A 375-nucleotide genomic window follows, 5' to 3' on the forward strand; every position below is an offset into this window, starting at 1 on the left:
GCCGATTGCCAGCGGGCCCAGGATGCTTTCAACCCGCGCAACGGACGCCTGCAGCGTTACCGCCTCGGCGGTCGCGACGTGCTGCTGAATCTGGCGAAGAACCCCACGGGCTTCAATCAGAATTTGAAGATCGTAGAAGCTGACCAGGGTCCCAAGATGGTGGCCTTCTTCATCAACGACCAGGTGGCCGACGGCCAAGATATCTCGTGGATTTGGGATATCGATTTCGAAGAGCTTGCCGGACAGCCGGGCACGGTGGTGTTCGCTGGCGGCTCCCGTGCCCACGACCTGGCGGTGCGTTTGAAGTACGCCGGCATCGAGGTGGCGGTGATCGAGAACATCGAAGACGCCTTCTCCCGCCTGGGGGCGCTTGTG

At 61.9% G+C, this 375-nt stretch carries 1 protein-coding gene; it reads left to right on the plus strand.

The window, feature by feature from the left end; genetic code table 11:
* On the plus strand, positions 1–375 hold a 375-nt coding region (locus tag NE591_RS13245; protein WP_256156864.1), incomplete at both ends, for a DUF1727 domain-containing protein.

Source organism: Adlercreutzia sp. DFI.6.23 (genome assembly GCF_024462535.1).
Lineage (GTDB): Bacteria > Actinomycetota > Coriobacteriia > Coriobacteriales > Eggerthellaceae > Adlercreutzia > Adlercreutzia rubneri.